Genomic DNA, 15,846 nt, shown 5'->3' on the forward strand with positions numbered 1-15,846 from the left:
TCGGTAAGCAACTCCCATGCGTCTTCTGCGGATGCTGGAATGACGGCATCATGCGCCGCCGTCATTCGGATCCAATTTTGCATCTCATCCTCCGACAGGACCTAAAATACCAACCGCCCCCCTCCGCAGCAACGCACGCCCTGAAACGCCAGTCCTCCGACCGCCGCCATGGCTCGATCCGCCATCTTCCGCGCGAGTCGATACTCGACCGAGGCGTAAATATCGTCACCGGAGGCATTTGGCACGACATCAGAACTTGACCGTACCCTGTATTGCCGCCTGGCGGCCACGAGCAACGTTTGCGACCACCTGGCCTCCTTGCGCGAGGGGCTTGTCGAACGCGTTCACGATGTAATGGCGGTTCGTCAAATTCTGGCCTAGCAGCGCCAACTCCCACCGATCATCTGGATGATGGATCCGGATGCTGGCGTTCACCGATGCGAAGGCATCCTGCTTGCCGGTGGGGTTAAGCGTTTCCACATTGTAGTAGCTGCTCGAATAACGGACGTCTCCCGTGAACTGAACGCCGAATTGCTCCGAAACAGGAGTGTCGAAGACGAACCCGCCGGTCAGGCTGACCCTTGGCGCTCGCGCGAGCGACCGCCCCCCTAGCGACTGCGATGCAACGCCACCTACCGTTGCGCAGCCCTGGGCGACCGTCTGCCCTGCATAGCACGGAGCGTTTTGATAGGAGACGTATTTCGCCCGGTTATATGACCCCGACCCGTGCAACTCGAGATTCCACGCGGCCCGGACCTTCACCTCGAGCTCGACACCGGTGGTTCGCGCGGATGCCGCGTTGCGGATCTGCTGAGAGACCGTCGCCGCGTCAAAATTCTGCACCTGCAGATCGTTGAACGTATAGCGATAGGCCGTACTGGCAAGCCGTACGCGGCGGGCGAAGAACTCGCCCTTGAACCCGATCTCGGTGCCCTTGGCCTTCTCCGGCTTGAAGCGCAGCGAAGCTGCCGTGAAACTCGGCGCGATGACGTTTGCCTGAGCAAATCCTCCAGATTTGAAGCCGGTCTTATAGGCAGCATATAAGGTGGTGTTTGGAACGGGATGCCAGTTGAGTGTCGCTTCGGGAGAAACGTCGTCGTCGGTGGAGTCGCCGATCATCAACTCACCTGCCGGCTTGGAAAATCCGAACGATCCGAATATTGCCGAGACGAAATCATTTCCGCCCCGGGTCTTTGTGGTTTGACGCGTATATCGCGCACCGCCCGTCAGCTGAAGATTTTCGAGTACATCGATATTTAGCTGACCAAATCCAGAATAGGTGGTCGCCGTCGTATCATAAAACCCAGAAAAATTATCGAAGCGGCCGGTATCAGCATCCAATCCCAACCGCGCTACGAGCACATTGTTGGCGAACGGAAAGGACTCATGTTCATAGAATCCGCCGATGACGGCGTTGACCGAGTCCGAGAGATCAAACTGACCGCGCAACTCCTGCGAGAAGTCGCTGCTTTTTGCTCGATTGAAGGCGAAAAAGTTGGCGGATGAGCTGAACTCGATATTGTCCAGGAATTCACTGCGATATTTGTAAAAGCTCGTGATCGAAGTGAGATTCAAGGCATCAGTCCGGTAGTTCGCGTTCAAAGAGGCCACGACTGCGTCAAAGCGCAGATAGGGTTGACCGCCTCGAGAATGGGGGAAGCTTTGCGCCCGCGTGGCATTCAGTGCCGCACTGCTGCGGCGTCCGTTGGCTCGGCAATCGCCGGCAGGATCGACGAACGGTACGCCCGTCGCAAAGTCGACCGCGATCGGCTTGCCGTTCGGATCGGCGCACACGACCTCGGTGGTTGAGTTAGCTCCGCTCTTGTCCCTCACCCTGTCTCCGAGGACCTTCAGGACCGCAGTGAACGCGTCTGAGGGATTCCATTCAAGCGTCAGCCGCCCGAGCGCCTCCCCGCGCCGCGGCGAACGATCGCGGCGCAAAGGCGCGTTGGGGAACAGCGGGTCGGTCATCGGAGTCACGACAACCCCGCCAACCCTTTCGTAGCCCCGCATCCCGCTGTAGCGGCCCGCCACACGGAAGCCGAGTTTATCCGAGATCGGCCCGGAGATCGCGCCTTCCGCATAGGCCTCGCGCGCGTTGAACTCGTAACCCGCGCGCGCATATCCTTGGAGCGTCTTGGTGGCGCCGGCGCTTTTGAGGGAGATGACCCCCGCCGGGCTGTTCTTGCCAAAAAACAGCGCCTGCGGCCCCTTCAGGATCTCCACCTGGGCGAGATCGAAGAACCCGGCTGCCGCGATGCCACCTCTGCTGATCTGCGTCCCGTCAATATTGATCGCCACGGTCGATGCCACGCCCGTGTCCAGCGGCGACGAACCGATGCCGCGGATGACGAAGATTGCTCCCGATCCCCCGCCGCCCACCTTCTCGACGGTAACCTGCGGCACATTCTGGACGATCTGGCTCAGATTGGACGCATTATAGCGGCCGATATCCGCGGCGCTCAGGGCCGAGACCGCGACCGGCACGTCGATCAGTGACTCCGCCTGCTTGCGCGCGGTAACGAGGATTTCGTCCAATTTGCCAGACGAACCGTCCTCCGACACAGGAGCGCCTGCCACTGTCGAAGCATCGATCTCCTGAGCGCCCACAGGCGCCGCGAGCAGCGGCGTAATACCGCAAATAAGCGATGCCGCAATGCGGCGCGTGGAAGCTCCAACCGGCATTCTACTCTCCCCTTGAATCGAAAACCTCCGCGCATGTCGGTGGCCACGATGCTGGCATCTGTTAGCGCGTGGGAAGAACTATCAGCTCTATAGATAGCCGAGTACTATAACTTGTTGAACAAAAGCCCCTCTTGATCAAAGCAAGGCACTACCATTTTTGAAGCGCGCGTAACATTCGGAAGCACCGGCGCATTGGGGGCTTACCGAGATCGGGGATTCCCTCTGGCGGTGCGGCATGGGAGGGAGGGCAATGCCGACCGGTATCTCCATTGATTTTTCCATCATCGGACTATCGCCATATGGAGCGCTGGTCCGCGACCGCAACACGGCCAGAAGCATGCCTGGCGAGCCGAATTCGCGCTGCTCGCTGCCGGCGTCGGCACGGCGAGGTCATGCGGCGGACGGTGAGTATCCAGGTGATCCTCGACACGTTACCGGCTAGGATGACGATGACACAGAGCTGCCGTCCCGGCCGGAAGGGCGCGAGCGTGGAGCGTGCTGCTGCATCCGCGCCGGCTCTCCCCCTCTGGCGCTGAATGTCGATTTAAGCTAGGCGCGCCATGCGCCTTCCGCTAAGTTTATGGCCAAGAGCGTGGCCAAAAGACCCATCTGGAGAAGTTTGCATCGTGGACGAGACTTCGGGGCCAACGGAGTTGGAGCTTTTCCCTAATAAGCCTTTGATCGATCCCGTGGCTTGTTTGGCATCGACATCACATGCTGGACTCAACAAATACGCAGTTCGCTCGATCAGGCGCCGTTCGCAGGTTTACGCCACAACTCGGCACCTAATCGCGAGCCGAGGCTTGCCTAACGTTACAATCCGTTCGATCGCGGAACAAAGTGAAATCTCTGTTCAGAGCTTGTACAATCTGATCGGCGGGCGGGCGACGATAATCGCCGAGTCCATCAACGAATACCTCGCGCATTTAGCCGAAATGGCCTTATCGGATGAAGGGTATGATAATAGAATAGTCGCTATGGCGGATATACATTCATTGGTGAGCGTGAAATATTCGTGCTTCACACTGAACTCTTTGTCTGGCCCTACGGCGATGAGAGTTTTTGATGGGACCGTTGAGAAATTTATTTCCGATGTACAATATGGGTTTCTGAATTACCTTAGAATGTCGCTCGTATTGAAGACGACAACTGATGTGCGCTTACTGGCAAGAAGTATAATATTGTTCTCAATCAACCTCGTGGCAGACTGGAATGGGAATCCCGCTCTCAGCCAGGATTTTCGAAAACAGCTCGTAACAGGAGTCTCTGGACTGCTTCTCGCTTCACTCGAGCCCGAAGCTCAAGCAAAGCTTGGAACCTGGCTGGACAATTTTCTTATTTCACTGCCGTCGTCGAACCCAGGATAGGCGTATCCAATCGGTGACCGGTGATCAGACGTTCGATGCCACACCCGGTTTCTCGTGGATGATCCCAACGCTATGCAGCTTTACAGCAAGCATGTCTCTGAGGAGTCCTGAATCGGAACTCAGATCAGTGAGAGGGGCAGGCTAGGCACACCGCAAGGTCGCATCGAGGTGTTGGAAAACTCAGCCCGGTTGTCCTTCCGCCCAGTTTTGAATGTGGCCAGATCATATTATAATCATGCTGCCAGCTTGCGAGTTCATATCGCGCATGCGCGAGCGAAGTAAACAAGATTGCGCTAAGACACTCGTCGCGCAGGCGTTTGTGGCATGTCACTCAGTATGTGCTCGTGCGGAGCCGTGACGGACGCTTATGATGTGGCTATGGCCGACAAAAATGGCTGTCTCCCCATAAGCAATTCATAACGATCGAGATGAGCGGTGCGCGTAACCACGAAAAGCTGGCTGCCATAAATATCACCCTTTGGGAATCTGGTCTGCCTTGAGCGCGTCTTCAACAGCGAGCGGGTGCAGATCATACGTCTCCTGCAAAATTCGTAGTTCGTGCTCAAGAGGATCGGCAATACCGATCCAGACGAACTCGGACTTGTGGTGCGCGCAATCGACTTTCTCGTCGATCGCCACTTCGCGAACGCGCTTGCCATTGCGGTAAAGATAGGCGGCGACGATGCTCATGGGGCTCCTCCCTTATAAGCACACGAAGGCGGCGAGCTACGGCTAGTTGGCTAATCCATCGCAAGCTTGCCTGGAACAATTCGTACATCGCCGCTGCTCCCTTTCAGCTCATGTCCGGCGCGTTCATGATCGGGTCGAAGACAGCCGTCAAAGCGTTGCCCTTTAAGCGTTAGTGCTAACCCCAAGCTGACGGATCAGACTCCATGGCGGCCGGCTTCAAGCCTGGAACGCTAATGACCGTCGCTCGTTCATCTTCATCATTTCGCATTGGAGACGAAAATGTTTCGCAAATCGCTCCTCATCCTTGGCTTTGCCGGCTCGGCGGCTTTGTTCACGTCAACGTCGGCATTCGCCGAGGGAAAAACGGACCTGGCGCGTAAGGCCATAGCTGCAGCGCAGGCCAAGATCGATGCCATACATATCGTCGGCGCCGCTGGGGACGCGCCCCGTCTCCATGGCGAAGCCCTCGCAGCACTGCATCTCGCCGAAGACGAACTCAGGCATCATGCAAAGGAAGCGGCGATGCATGACGCTACGCACGCGTCCGAGCTTGCTGACATGGCGTTGGCAGCTTCAGAGCGTGAGCGCGCTGAGGCGCAGCAGGCCGCAACGGCGGAAGCTCAACGCCAGGCTGAAGAGGCAAACTCTCGCGCGGCGGCGGCTCAGGCGGACGCGGCTGCAGCACGGTCTGCGCCGCCTGTCGTGGTGCAGACGCCAGCACCCGCCTCGCCCCCGACGTCAACGACGGTGACGACGCAGACGGATCAGGTTGAAACTCCCGCTGCGCCGCGTGTGGTCGTGCACCGGGCAGTGCATCATCAAGCCACCCATCGCCGTCCGGCTGGTCAAAGCACCCACACAAGCACCACCGTCACGACCGTAACTCACTGAGAGGCTGGTTCGAAAGGGTTTGGCGGCCGAGGCCTGTAATTCCGGGAGTGTGACATCACGAAGATAGGCATGTGGACCCGAGCCACCGGCGCGCAGCATAAGCGCGTGGCGAAAGGATAGCAGACCGATTTGAGCGATTCGGAGCGTCGACTGATCGCCTCATCTCTACCTGAGGCGAGTTCGCGGACGGCGGAAAGCCGATGCGGGCAAGTCGTGAACGCCATTTTCATGCCCGGCGCGGTGGGATCACGTGGCGGCTGCTGCCGAAGGATTGTTCGCGCTCGCCGGCAGTGAATCGCTGGTTTGCACGCCCGCGTGACGACGCCGTGTCAGAGCGAATGGACCATGCCTTGGTGATGGCCGACCACCAACGGGCGGGACGCGAGGCCAGCCCTAGCGCCGCGATCATCGACAGCTAGAGCGGGTTGTGATTCGACGGAGTCGGAATTCCCAAGAAAGCTGAGAGATGATTCAAGGTTGCAGCCGACAGGAGGCGGCCTTGAATGACGCGACCTCATTCGGAGGACTTGCGCGAGCGGGCGTTGGCTCGCTCCGATGCGGGAGAGGCCGGTCGATCCATAACTGAAGCGCTTGCGATCAGCCCATCGTGCCTGCCAAAGTGGTGCCAGCTTCGCCGTGGGACGGGAGCGCTGAAGCCTGGCAATATGAACGGTCACAAACCCGCTCGTCGGCAATCCCCCTCTGAGGTCAAACGCGCCTCCCAAAGCTATAGGGATCGGCTGCTTGCCACCAGGCCGCCAAGCGCGGATCACGCGCACCCTCGATCAGTTCGCCGGGCCCCACAAACGGATAGATTTCATCCACCGAGCGCATCTCGGCGGCGTTTAGCCGCAGGCGCAATCCGTCTGGTGTAAATTCATCGGGCGAGTGCAGGCCGGCGGCCACGACGATGTCATGGAGTGCGTCGAGTGTCGCCCGTTGGAAGCGGGCGACACGCTGCGCCTTTTCGGGGACAACCAGGCCGCGCTGGCGAGCCGGCGACTGCGTGGCGACTCCGGTCGGGCAGGTGTCGGTATGACAGCGCATCGACTGCACACAACCGAGCGAAAACATAAAGGAACGCGCCGCATTACACCAGTCGGCTCCCAGTGCGGCGTTCATCGCAATCGAGGCACCGGAGTTGACCTTACCAGATGCGGCAAGCTTGATTTTTCCCTTGAGATTGGCGCCGACCAGCGCATTGCGAGCGAGGATCAGACCCTCCCGCAGCGGCATACCTACTCTATCCGACAATTCGGTCGGCGCGGCGCCTGTGCCACCCTCGGCACCATCGATCACTATGAAATCGAGAAGGATGCCGGTCTCCCGCATCGCCTTTACAACGGCAAACAATTCATGTGGATACCCCACGCACAGCTTGATGCCGACGGGCTTGCCGCCCGACAGGTCGCGCATTTTTGCTGCGAACTCGAGCAGCCCAATCGGCGTCGAGAACGCCGAGTGGCCGGCGGGCGAGAGGCAATCCTGACCCACCGGAACATCACGGGTCTGAGCGATTTCCGCGGTGACCTTCGGCCCGGGCAGCAATCCGCCATGGCCAGGCTTGGCCCCCTGGCTGAGTTTGATTTCGGTCATCACCACCGCTTCGTTGGCGGCGCGTTCGCGAAAATGGGCTGGATCAAAATGGCCGGTCTTGTCGCGACATCCGAAATAACCCGAACCGACCTCCCATACCACGTCGCCGCCGTGCTTCAGATGGTAAGGAGACAGCCCGCCTTCTCCCGTATCATGGTAGAAGCCACCGATCTTTGCCCCGAGGTTCAAGGCTTCGATCGCGTTGGCGCCAAGCGCGCCGAAACTCATTGCCGAAATGTTGAGCCGGGCCGCCTTGTAGGGCCGGCTGCATTGCTCCGTGCCTACGGCGACACGTGTATATTTCTCCGCAGGCTCAGTCGGGACGATCGAGTGCGCCAGCCATTCATATTCGTCCGAATAGACGTCGAGTTCAGTGCCGAACGGGTGCGTTGAGACATCGCCCTTGGCGCGTGCATAGACCAGAGCGCGCTCATCGTGGCTGAACGGGCGGCCATCTAAATCGCTCTCTACGATATAGGAGCGGAGGAACGGCCGCATCCATTCGAACAGCCAGCGAAGGCGCGCCGATACCGGATAATTTCGCCGAAGCGAATGACGGGATTGGAGCAGATCGACGAGCCCGAGGAACAACAACGGAGCAAAGATGACAAGCAGCCACAGTAGATCCCGGGAGCGAACGCCCGCAACGACGGCAGCGATAGTTCCCGCCAGTCCGATGAACAGCCCCGCGTTGCGAGCGAGGGCATGATCGCGCAGCAGCGCGTCAGCGAGGTTGGCGCGGTGGTTCATGTCAGCAGATTCCGGACCACACCCACAACATCGCGCCCACGGCCGCTAAGAACCGCCTTTGCCGAATAGAGCGCCATGCCAGCGACGTCGCCCGGTTTCACCTTCGGTGGCATTACGAGTTCGAAGCGGTCGGTGACGACATCGAGCAGCGCAGGCCCAGGCTCGGCCAACCATGCAAGCACCACAGCTTCCAGTTCCTCTCCCGCCTCAACCCGCCAGCCGCGAAAACCGATAGCATCGGCGACTTTGGCGAAATCCGGATTGACCAGGTCGGTATAGGCATCCAGCAAACCCTCGACCTTCTGCTCGATCTCGACGAAGTCGAGCGCACCGTTGTTGAACACCGCGACCTTGATCGGCAACTTCTCCTGAACGGCTGTCAACAAGTCCCCTAACATCATGGCCAGCCCGCCATCGCCCGAGAGCGCAATCACCTGACGTTCCGGAAACGCGGCCTTCGCGCCGAGCGCCTGCGGCATCGCGTTGGCCATCGTGCCGTGCGTCAGGCTGACGATGGTTCGGTTTAACCCGGTGGCCGCTACGTGGCGCAGGCACCACACCATGGGCGAGCCTCCGTCCGCTGTGAAGACCGCGTCAGGATCAGCGTGACGGGAAATCGTCTCCGTCAGATATTGGGGATGGATCGCGTGGGCCTTATCGCTGTTACTGTGCTTTGCGAGCATGGCTCGAGCCTTACGGTGATGATCAAGACATTCGTCCAGGAACGACCCGTCGTCGCGCTGCTCAATGCGCGGCAACAATGCGTCGAGCGTAGGCCCAATATCGCCGACAAGACCAATATCAACGGGATGCCGGCGTCCAAGATGCGTACCATCCAGATCGACCTGCAGGATAGCGGCGTTGTCGGGGTAGAACTGTCGCCAGGCAAAATCGCATCCGAGCAGCAACAGCACGTCGCACGACATCAGGGCATGGTAACCAGCCTCGCTGCCGAAGATACCCGTCATGCCGACATCGAACCTGTTGTCGTGTTCGAGAAAGTCCTTGGCGCGCGAAGTGCGCGCCACCGGCGCCATCAATCGCTCTGCCAGCGCCACGACCGCGTCATGCGCCTTTTCGCAGCCGGAGCCGCCATAGATCGTCACCTTCTTGCCGTCGTTTAAAGCGGCTGCCAGTCGATCCAGCTCCTCATCGGACGGCCTGACGATCGGTTTCGTGCGGTGCACCGTAAACTGGGCCTCATCCGGTGCCTTGGCACTCGAGACGTCCGCAGGAACGATCAGCACCGCTACGCCGCGTTTGGCCAGCGCCGACTGCGCCGCCATCGCCGTCATCCGCCGCGCCTGCGACGGGGTTCGAACTTCCTCGCAGAAAACGCTGCACGACGCATAGATTGACTTGAAATCAACCTCCTGCGGGAAGTCGAAGCCGAGCTCTTCGCGCACGATCTGGCTTGCGATCAGCACCACCGGGGCACGATTTCGATGCGATTCGAAAAGACCGTTCATGAAGTGGAGACTGCCCGGGCCGCACGAACCCGCACAGGCGGCGAGCTCACCGGTGAGCATCGCCTCGGCGCCTGCCGCAAACCCAGCCGCTTCCTCGTGACGGACATGGACCCAGCGAATCCCGCTGGTTCTGATCGCATCCGTGAAATGGTTGAGCGTATCGCCTGGGATGCCGTAGCAACGGCGCACCCCGGCCATCTGCAGAGTCTGTACGATCACCTCGGCGACGGTCGCCATTCCCTTGTCCCCTACTCGCAGCCCAGCGCTTCAACCGAACGCGCATCCCGTTATTTCGAGCCACGCCCGCTACGCTGCGGCGGGAACTTGTTGACAGCCGCTGGAAGGACATCAGGCGGGCCCATCGCTAATGGGCGCTTCCTCTCGCCAGTCCATAGGCACGAACGACACTTTCACATGATGCGTCCCATGAGAATGCGTGGCTCGCCTGCCGCGCTGCGCTTCCGACTTGGGCCCGCAATTCATGGCGATCTACCAATTGCATAATATGATCCGCATATTGAGCAATGTCACGCGGTGGGCAAAGCAGCCCAGTGACTCCCTCAACCAGCAAGGCTCTGGCACTGGGCGCGTCCGCGCTTACCACCGGCACCCCGCTTGCCATCGCTTCCAGCACAACGTTACCAAATGTTTCCGTGGTGCTCGGCGTGAGCATTACGTCGGCGGAGGCGATGGCCCGCGCAAGGGCGGTGCCTTCGAGATGCCCTGTCAAAATGGCACCGGGAAGGTCATGGAACAGACCGCTCGCCGGGCCGTCTCCCACGACCAGCGCTCGCACCCTAGCCCCACGCCTGCGGAGTTCCCGAACAACCTCGACGAATGTGCCGATCCCCTTTTCGAGCACCAAGCGCCCGAAGAATAACACCGCGATCTCTTCGTCCGCCAAGCCCATGCGGAGTCGCCAGTCGGCATCGCGCCGCGAAGGATTGAACATGAGGCGGTCCACCCCCCGGCTCCAGACGCTTGCGCTTTCGTCGCCACGCATGCGGCACACGGCATCGACCAGCGCCGGCGTGGGTGCAACGACATGGTTGCCGCGGCGGTAGAAGCGACGCAGATGGGCTTCTACGAGCGGGCGCAACCAACCAATGCCGTAATAGTCCAAATAGCTCTCGAACTGCGTGTGCATACTGATGACGATGGGCACCCCCATCTGCTTTGCCAGCGTCTGAGCGCGCATATTGAGAATGTCGGGCGTCGACACATGGACGATATCAGGGTCAAAGGACCGGACATCGGCACGAATCGCGGAAGGGAGGCCGAGCGCCAGCCGGAACTCGCTGCGCACGGGCAACGCGATAGATGGCACCGGTACTAGCGTGCCGGCGGGTTCGAACGCTGGGCGATCGGTAACCGGCGAATATACCCGCACCTGGCAGCCTGCCTTCGCCTCCAGATAAGCAACGAGGCGGTTCAGCGCCTGGTTCGCCCCTTCCCGCAGATAATTATAATTGCCCGAAAATAGCGCTATCCGCATCTAAAGGCGGCGAAAGTTAAGGGTGGCGTTCAGCAGAAACATGATGAGACCCGCTACTACCGATACGAGTACGCGCACGACGAGATAGTTGATCGTCGTCAGCTCGATCATCAAGGCAAAAAGAGCAGTGGTCACGACGAAGCCAATTCCGGCGTTTATCAGAAAATAGACATACCCGTCCGCAACACCACGTTGAGTTCCCCGAAAAATCCATGCCCGGCCGAAAAGATAATGCAGTGATGATGCGAACAGGAACGACAGGGCTGCCGCCGGAGTTTTCGCCACACCGCATTTCTCCACCACCAGCCAGAGTAGCAACAGCGCTGAAACGAACATCGAGCAGCTTACAACCGTGTTCCGCCAAAGCATCGCCATGGCCGGCCGCGACAGTATGCGAGCTGCGAATTTTCTCGGCCGGGATCGGGCTGGTGTCGCGGCACCGATCCCAGTTCCATCGATAGTCGTCTTCATCGGGCCGCCGGCTCGGCATTGAATGAAGCGAGATGGCAGGCCGTATCGTTCGCATCCGCCCACTCGCTGCGGCGCAACAGATGCCCGTTCAGGAACAGGATCGGCAGCTTGAGAAACAGCAGTTCCGAATGAACGAAGCTATCAATTGCCCGCTCCCACCATGTCGGTGCTCGCTTTCCATGCGCTTTCAACCACCCCTCATAAGGCGCCCAATGGCTCGGTTCGTCCTCTTCAATAATGCGGAAAATGCGCATCAGCGCCTTGTCCTGCCGAACCAACGGGTGACGCAGAAGTATCTCCACCTGTCGATGGCCCCGCTGCTCCGTCAGCGAGATGACGCGGCAAAGCCGCTCGAAAAGTTCTTCTCGATCGATGACGGCCTGCGTGTTCAGATTGTCGATGGTCGTGCCGAACATGATCTCGACGAATCGATCTATATGACCACAGGTTCGATCGACCGCGAAGGGCATTATATGACGTAGTTCGAACCATCGCCGAAACATCAGGTAATGTTTGCGCTCATCCGCACGGTGCTTCTCGATCGAGGCAATGAGGCCATCCTCAGTTGGCGAGCGAGCGCGCACGGCCTCAAGGACTCGGCCGATCGCGGTATATCCCCGATGCTCGTTATAGATGTAGATGGAACAAAGGAGTTCAAGGTAGCGTCGACGAAACCGGGACAGCATGGATCTCCAATCGAGGGGTTGCGCGGCTTACGCAAATGAATTCAGAACCGGACGATACGCAATACTCGTCCGGTTGCTGCGAGGTTCCCTCAACGGCCAGAATACGAATCCAACGCGAGGCGTCTGATATGCGGCCTCTCAGTCGTTTTATTGGCCGCTGATGTCGAGCCGGTGCGGGCAAAGCAGTTCGTGCGCGAGAGGCGGATGGTTGACGAGATAGATCAGGAACGCGTTGAAGAGATCGTCGCTGATCCCTTCCTTGGCGAACAAGAAGTGAATGTAGAACAGGTCGCGGGGGTGCTGGCGACCGAGCGCGGCCGCGACCTTCCCGGCATACAGGTCGGCCTCGGACACGAGCTGCATCTCGGCGAAGCCGAAGCGATCCTCGACGCAGCGCTCACGGATCTCAGCAGCGGTGGGAACACCGTGCCCCGCAATACTGGGAACACCTCGATCTTGATCGTCACGCCGTCGGACTGGACTACCAGGCGCTTGCCGTCGGGAAGGCGCCGCCGTTCGAGGGCCATGCGCCCGTCTCTCTCGATCCGTGATGCGATCCGGTCGAGACCATCTCGGACTGCCTGCAGCGAGCTGTCGCGATCGGCAACGGGCAGATAGTCGAGATCGATGTCGACCGACGCGCAGGACAGCGCCGCCGCGGCGATGCAATCGGCCAATGAGGCGAACCGACGCGCAGCGATCGCCCAGCAGGATACGGCCGACGCCAATGCCTCATCACGCGATGCCAACGCACGTGCAGCGGTGGCGCAGCAGAACAGCGCCGACGCCTCGGTTCGCGAGGCAAACCTGCGAACGGCGATCGCGCAACAGGCCACCATCGACGCGAACGCGCGAACCGAGGCGCTTCGCAACGCCCCGCCCATCGCTCCGGTGCCGATGACGACGAGCGTGAAGATCGTGCAGCGCGACGGCCCGGACCTTCACGACGCCGACCCATCGATCGACCAGGCGCGCGACCATCCAGCGCACCAAGGCGCGGCGCGCGAGGAGTGCGACGACGACGGTGACCACCATCCGCTCCTGAAGCTTGCCTCTGCCAGGCGAAGGCGGCCTGGCAGTCTCCTCCGGCGGTCTCTCATCCGCGACGGCCGCCGGTGACGATTAGAAGATCAACCTGTCTCGTCGTTGCGGAGCGCGGCTTCGTGACGGCGGGCGATCGTCACGGCTCGCCTCAGCCCGCCGTCACGAACGAACAGCAAGGTGGCGGCGCGGCAACAGGCCGTGGGCTTCGCATATGGCGGGCTGCCACGGCTTTGGAGCCATCACGAGTACAGGAAGCGAAAGGTTGAGGGGAGCACTGCCACATGCGGTTCTACGTGTTTGCCGGCGTCAAGCAATCGTCATCTGAGTAAACGGTGACGTGGCGAGAGGGAAGCAGACATCATAGCTCGTTTCGAACGATCGGAAATTGGGCGCCGCCGCCGTGTGCCGCGACGAATGATTCTCATCATGACATTGCTTTCCGGCGCCTCCGCTTGCGGCGATCAGGAAAATGAACGCCGAGATTTGCATGAGCGGGCCAGGATCGCCACCGCGATGAAAGGGGTCGAAGCCTTGCAAGCGCGAACGGATGCACTGCGTCGCCACGCGATGCCGATCGATCGTGATGAGGTTCTCCAGACCGGGAATGTCTCTGGGACGCAACCGCGATGAGGCTGCTGCTGGTAGAGGACGACCGGGCGCTGGCGCAGGCATTTCAGGCTGGCTTGCGTCTCGGTGGATATGTCGTGGACTGGGTGAAACGCGGCGACGAGCTGCTGGCTGCGGCCGGCGCCGCCACCTATTCGGTGATATTGCTCGATCTGGGGTTGCCGCACATGTCCGGCCTCGAAGCCCTGGCTGCCTTCCGGGCCCGGCATGATCATACCCCGGTAATCATCATCACCGCGCAGGATCGCCCGGCTTTCAAGGTTGCAGGCCTGGACTGTGGTGGCGACGATTATCTCGTTAAACCCGTAGACCTCGATGAATTGCTGGCCCGCATTCGTGCCCAGATCCGACGGCACGACCAGCGGAGCAGCGACGTCATCGCCGCCGGCTGCATCCGGCTTGATCTTACCGGGCGAACTGTAACGAGCAGGGAGCAGGACGTTGCGGTCACCGCCAAGGAATATAAGATATTGTCGCTACTGATGCGACGGGCGGGCCGCTTCGTGAGCAAGGGCGACCTTGAGACCATAATTTATGATGATGAGGTGGCCTGCGAAAGCAACACGATCGAGGTTTCGATCTCCGCTCTTCGACGCAAGCTCGGCCGCGATGCCATCCTGACCGCGCGGGGACTGGGATATATGATCGCCCGATGAAGCTGGCGCGCAATCCGCCCCTCGCCGTCAGGCTGTTCCGACGAGTGCTACTGCTGGTTTCGTTGATCGGGATTGTCATGGCCTCTGTCGCCTTCTGGGCGGCACATGAGCAGATATATCGCGAAGCCGATGCCGAACTCGTGACTGCGGCCAACGTGCTCTACGCTTTGACCCAGCGGCAATTGAACGACCGTCCGCAAGGCGGGCAATTGCTTTCGGTCGATGAAAGCCTGTTGAGCGGCGAGGAATTGCACTCCTTCGAACGGTCGGCCGATCGAAGGATGTTTGCGATCACGAGCGGCAGCCATCCTCTGCTGCGCTCGGATACCGGACCACCAGCACGGCTGTTGCCTGACGGGCCGGGTCTCACGACGATCGCCGCGGGCGACGGTCCCTGGCGCATCTATGGGCTGGCGGTGCCATCGGAGCATATCCTGATCCAGGTCGGCGAACACCTTGCGCTCCGCGACGCATTGCTCGTCAACATCGCCCGCAACATGATGATACCCCTGGTGGTGCTCGTCGTGGGCAGTGGATTTCTGCTGTGGCTCGCGCTTCAGGACGGCCTGCTGCAACTCCGGCAACTCAGCGAGGTGCTGGCCCGCCGTTCTCCGCGTGACACAGCACGCCTGCAGGAACTGGACTGCCCGTCCGACCTGCTGCCACTCGTATCCACGCTCAACGCCCTGTTCGCCCGGGTTGAGCAGGCCTTCGCGCTGGAGCGCCAATTTACCGACAATGCCGCGCATCAGCTCAGGACGCCGCTCGCCGCTCTGCGCCTGCAGGTCCAGACTATGGCGCTGACCGAGGATCCGGAGAGCCGGACCGCCTGCGGCGTGGCATCGCTTGCCGCGGTCGACCGCACCAGCCTCCTGATTGATCAGATGCTCGCGCTAGCACGCTTGGACGCCGGCGAGATGAAGCTCGAGGCGCTCGATTTCGTCGCGATCCTCAGCCAATGCATTGCCGATCACGTCGGCGCTGCCGACCAGGTCGACATCACCATCGCCTATGAAGGACCTTCCAAAGCAATCCGGAAGGCCGATGGTACCGCGCTTGGACTGATCTTTTCCAACCTGATCGACAATGCGGTTAAATATTCGCCGTCCGGGACGACCATCCAAGTTTCACTGGCCGCGCATCCTGATCATCGCCTCGTCGTCACGATCGCCGACGATGGGCCAGGTATCGATGCTGAGGAGCGGGCAAATGTGCTTCGTCGATTTCACCGCGGCACCAGCGAGCAGAGCGGCTTTGGGCTCGGCCTTGCCATCGTCTCCAGCGCGGTCCGTCTGCTTGGTGCAAGCTTTACACTTTCCGACCGGGCGCCTGCCGCTGGGCTGCTGGCCAGCGTGACATGGCTACATTGATCATCAGCTTCGCATCAGGTTGCGAGTGTAGAGAGCAGCCTCGCTTGAG

At 60.3% G+C, this 15,846-nt stretch carries 16 protein-coding genes and 2 pseudogenes; 8 read left to right on the forward strand and 10 right to left on the reverse strand.

What is annotated here, in order from left to right:
- A partial coding sequence (locus AAC645_RS18930) for a hypothetical protein (protein ID WP_340318138.1) occupies positions 1 to 260 on the forward strand: 260 nt, incomplete at its 5' end.
- On the opposite strand, the gene AAC645_RS18935 is transcribed toward AAC645_RS18930, so the two are convergent.
- Positions 250 to 2,685, reverse strand: a complete 2,436-nt coding sequence (locus AAC645_RS18935; RefSeq protein WP_340318140.1) for a TonB-dependent receptor — start codon at positions 2,683 to 2,685, stop codon at positions 250 to 252. The two genes, AAC645_RS18930 and AAC645_RS18935, sit on opposite strands and share 11 nt — an antisense overlap.
- 626 nt (positions 2,686 to 3,311) lie before the next feature.
- Here AAC645_RS18935 and AAC645_RS18940 point away from each other — a divergent pair.
- Positions 3,312 to 4,052 (forward strand): TetR/AcrR family transcriptional regulator, encoded by a 741-nt coding sequence (locus AAC645_RS18940; RefSeq protein ID WP_340318141.1) that lies wholly within the window; start codon positions 3,312 to 3,314, stop codon positions 4,050 to 4,052.
- Positions 4,053 to 4,176: 124 nt separating this feature from the next.
- On the opposite strand, the gene AAC645_RS20525 is transcribed toward AAC645_RS18940, so the two are convergent.
- Complete coding sequence (locus AAC645_RS20525; RefSeq protein ID WP_422785861.1) at positions 4,177 to 4,383, reverse strand: integrase core domain-containing protein; 207 nt, start codon at positions 4,381 to 4,383, stop codon at positions 4,177 to 4,179.
- A 140-nt stretch (positions 4,384 to 4,523) separates the two neighbouring features.
- Entirely contained in the window at positions 4,524 to 4,742 is a 219-nt protein-coding gene (locus AAC645_RS18945; RefSeq protein WP_340318142.1) for a hypothetical protein, read from the reverse strand.
- Positions 4,743 to 5,021: 279 nt separating this feature from the next.
- On the opposite strand from AAC645_RS18945, the gene AAC645_RS18950 reads away from it, so the two are divergent.
- Both AAC645_RS18950 and AAC645_RS18955 read left to right on the forward strand, forming a co-directional pair.
- Positions 5,022 to 5,633, forward strand: a complete 612-nt coding sequence (locus AAC645_RS18950) for a hypothetical protein (RefSeq protein WP_340318143.1) — start codon at positions 5,022 to 5,024, stop codon at positions 5,631 to 5,633.
- Between the two features lie 129 nt (positions 5,634 to 5,762).
- Positions 5,763 to 6,049 (forward strand): annotated as a pseudogene (locus AAC645_RS18955) (transposase); the annotation flags it as partial.
- A gap of 292 nt (positions 6,050 to 6,341) precedes the next feature.
- Here AAC645_RS18955 and AAC645_RS18960 read toward each other — a convergent pair.
- The 7 genes and pseudogenes from AAC645_RS18960 to AAC645_RS18990 form a co-directional block, all read right to left on the reverse strand.
- Complete coding sequence (locus AAC645_RS18960; RefSeq protein ID WP_340318144.1) at positions 6,342 to 7,979, reverse strand: FMN-binding glutamate synthase family protein; 1,638 nt, start codon at positions 7,977 to 7,979, stop codon at positions 6,342 to 6,344.
- Entirely contained in the window at positions 7,976 to 9,685 is a 1,710-nt protein-coding gene (locus tag AAC645_RS18965) for a thiamine pyrophosphate-dependent enzyme (RefSeq protein WP_340318146.1), read from the reverse strand. Before AAC645_RS18965 ends, AAC645_RS18960 begins: the two co-directional genes overlap by 4 nt.
- 127 nt (positions 9,686 to 9,812) lie before the next feature.
- Positions 9,813 to 10,943 (reverse strand): glycosyltransferase family 4 protein, encoded by a 1,131-nt coding sequence (locus AAC645_RS18970; protein ID WP_340318147.1) that lies wholly within the window; start codon positions 10,941 to 10,943, stop codon positions 9,813 to 9,815.
- The gene (locus AAC645_RS18975) at positions 10,944 to 11,414 is read right to left on the reverse strand and encodes a GtrA family protein (RefSeq protein WP_340318148.1); all 471 of its coding nucleotides are present in this window, start codon (positions 11,412 to 11,414) and stop codon (positions 10,944 to 10,946) included.
- Positions 11,411 to 12,100 carry a ferritin-like domain-containing protein gene (locus AAC645_RS18980; protein WP_340318149.1) on the reverse strand — a complete coding sequence of 230 codons (690 nt, stop codon included), beginning with the start codon at positions 12,098 to 12,100 and terminating at the stop codon, positions 11,411 to 11,413. The genes AAC645_RS18975 and AAC645_RS18980 overlap by 4 nt, the downstream gene beginning before the upstream one ends.
- 147 nt (positions 12,101 to 12,247) lie before the next feature.
- Positions 12,248 to 12,454 (reverse strand): nucleotidyl transferase AbiEii/AbiGii toxin family protein, encoded by a 207-nt coding sequence (locus AAC645_RS18985; protein ID WP_340318150.1) that lies wholly within the window; start codon positions 12,452 to 12,454, stop codon positions 12,248 to 12,250.
- A gap of 104 nt (positions 12,455 to 12,558) precedes the next feature.
- Positions 12,559 to 12,828, reverse strand: a pseudogene (locus AAC645_RS18990) (hypothetical protein); the annotation flags it as partial.
- On the opposite strand from AAC645_RS18990, the gene AAC645_RS18995 reads away from it, so the two are divergent.
- The 4 genes from AAC645_RS18995 to AAC645_RS19010 all read left to right on the forward strand — a co-directional run bounded on the left by AAC645_RS18995 (position 12,728) and on the right by AAC645_RS19010 (position 15,797).
- Positions 12,728 to 13,219: a hypothetical protein gene (locus tag AAC645_RS18995; protein ID WP_340318169.1), complete on the forward strand. Its 492-nt coding sequence runs from the start codon at positions 12,728 to 12,730 to the stop codon at positions 13,217 to 13,219. The pseudogene AAC645_RS18990 and the gene AAC645_RS18995 sit on opposite strands and share 101 nt — an antisense overlap.
- Before the next feature lie 351 nt (positions 13,220 to 13,570).
- Positions 13,571 to 13,774 (forward strand): hypothetical protein, encoded by a 204-nt coding sequence (locus tag AAC645_RS19000; RefSeq protein WP_340318151.1) that lies wholly within the window; start codon positions 13,571 to 13,573, stop codon positions 13,772 to 13,774.
- Positions 13,771 to 14,427, forward strand: coding sequence for a response regulator transcription factor (locus tag AAC645_RS19005; protein WP_340318152.1), 657 nt, complete (start codon positions 13,771 to 13,773; stop codon positions 14,425 to 14,427). Before AAC645_RS19000 ends, AAC645_RS19005 begins: the two co-directional genes overlap by 4 nt.
- A complete protein-coding gene (locus AAC645_RS19010; RefSeq protein WP_340318153.1) occupies positions 14,424 to 15,797 on the forward strand; it encodes an ATP-binding protein in 1,374 nt (457 codons plus the stop codon). Before AAC645_RS19005 ends, AAC645_RS19010 begins: the two co-directional genes overlap by 4 nt.
- Positions 15,798 to 15,846: the final 49 nt, after the last annotated feature.

The organism is Rhizorhabdus argentea, assembly GCF_037861105.1.
GTDB classification, from domain to species: Bacteria; Pseudomonadota; Alphaproteobacteria; order Sphingomonadales; family Sphingomonadaceae; genus Rhizorhabdus; species Rhizorhabdus argentea.

Bases quoted from the DNA above. Each gene is read 5' to 3' on its own strand.
- AAC645_RS18935 (WP_340318140.1), bottom strand. From the start codon at position 2,685: ATGCCGGTTGGAGCTTCCACGCGCCGCATTGCGGCATCGCTTATTTGC.
- AAC645_RS18945 (WP_340318142.1), bottom strand. From the start codon at position 4,742: ATGAGCATCGTCGCCGCCTATCTTTACCGCAATGGCAAGCGCGTTCGC.
- AAC645_RS18950 (WP_340318143.1), top strand. From the start codon at position 5,022: ATGTTTCGCAAATCGCTCCTCATCCTTGGCTTTGCCGGCTCGGCGGCT.
- AAC645_RS18960 (WP_340318144.1), bottom strand. From the start codon at position 7,979: ATGAACCACCGCGCCAACCTCGCTGACGCGCTGCTGCGCGATCATGCC.
- AAC645_RS18965 (WP_340318146.1), bottom strand. From the start codon at position 9,685: ATGGCGACCGTCGCCGAGGTGATCGTACAGACTCTGCAGATGGCCGGG.
- AAC645_RS18970 (WP_340318147.1), bottom strand. From the start codon at position 10,943: ATGCGGATAGCGCTATTTTCGGGCAATTATAATTATCTGCGGGAAGGG.
- AAC645_RS18975 (WP_340318148.1), bottom strand. From the start codon at position 11,414: ATGAAGACGACTATCGATGGAACTGGGATCGGTGCCGCGACACCAGCC.
- AAC645_RS18980 (WP_340318149.1), bottom strand. From the start codon at position 12,100: ATGCTGTCCCGGTTTCGTCGACGCTACCTTGAACTCCTTTGTTCCATC.
- AAC645_RS18995 (WP_340318169.1), top strand. From the start codon at position 12,728: ATGTCGACCGACGCGCAGGACAGCGCCGCCGCGGCGATGCAATCGGCC.
- AAC645_RS19000 (WP_340318151.1), top strand. From the start codon at position 13,571: ATGACATTGCTTTCCGGCGCCTCCGCTTGCGGCGATCAGGAAAATGAA.
- AAC645_RS19005 (WP_340318152.1), top strand. From the start codon at position 13,771: ATGAGGCTGCTGCTGGTAGAGGACGACCGGGCGCTGGCGCAGGCATTT.
- AAC645_RS19010 (WP_340318153.1), top strand. From the start codon at position 14,424: ATGAAGCTGGCGCGCAATCCGCCCCTCGCCGTCAGGCTGTTCCGACGA.